Origin of the sequence: Teichococcus wenyumeiae (genome assembly GCF_003696345.1) — a bacterium.
In the GTDB taxonomy this organism is placed as follows: Bacteria; Pseudomonadota; Alphaproteobacteria; order Acetobacterales; family Acetobacteraceae; genus Pseudoroseomonas; species Pseudoroseomonas wenyumeiae.
The window spans coordinates 1-827 of the sequence record NZ_RFLX01000175.1 but is presented as its reverse complement, the minus strand read 5'-3'; the positions used below and the strand labels follow the sequence as shown (position 1 = coordinate 827).

The window sequence follows — 827 nt, the reverse complement described above, 5'->3', positions numbered from 1 at the left end:
CAGCCAGGTAGCGTTCATATTCGTGCCGCGCGGGGCTACCGCAGAACCCAGATCCTCGATCAGTCAGGATCCGCAGCAGCGGGATAGCATGCTCCTCAAAGAAGGGCAGCACATGGTCGTTCCACAAGCCGGCGGCGGTGATCGGGGTCTTGTGGTCATGCAGCTTGGCAAAGGCCACCTTGGAGGCAGTGTCGACAAAGGTCTGCTGGTAAATCCGGCCCACGCCCTTCATGTTGCCGATATGGAAGGTGTCCTGGGCGCCGCAGCAGCCGGGACATTCGCGCTCGAACTCCCCATGCGCCTCTTTCTCCTGTTTGACCCGCTCCAGGGCCCCGAGCTGCGCTTCGGCCAGCACCAGGCCTTCCTGGCGCCATCCGGGCCTCCAGCGCCTTCATGCTGGTGGAGATCGTGGCGCAGCCAGATGTTCCTCACCCCAAAGGAGGAGACGGGGACACCCTGCTTGCGGAGTTCGTTGGACACCCGGAGCTGCCCCACGCGGGCTGGTCCATGGCCATCTCGGCCACGGCTGCCTCAATGGCTGGGTCGACCCGGTTCTTCAGGTTCGGCTTGCGCCGGGAGAGTTCCTGAAGCGCAATCTCGCCGTCCTTCTCGTACAGGTCCTTGACCCGGTAAAAGCTGTCCCGGCTGTCGCCCATGACCTTGCAGGCCTGGCTGACGCTGCCTGGCCAGCTCCAGCACCCCGACCTTGCCGCGGATGATCTTCTGCTCCCGCATCATCGTGACCTCCGTCCTCACGGACGCCTGCCAGCTCCAGCCGGCAGGTCAGATGCCCACCACTTCACCACTGCCTGTCAGATTAAGCCGAT

Annotated in this window: 1 pseudogene; it reads right to left on the bottom strand. The window is 63.8% G+C overall.

Annotation, left to right across the window (positions count from 1 at the left end):
• Positions 1-738: pseudogene (locus EBE87_RS28465) on the bottom strand (helix-turn-helix domain-containing protein); the annotation flags it as partial.
• Between the last annotated feature and the right edge of the window lie 89 nt (positions 739-827).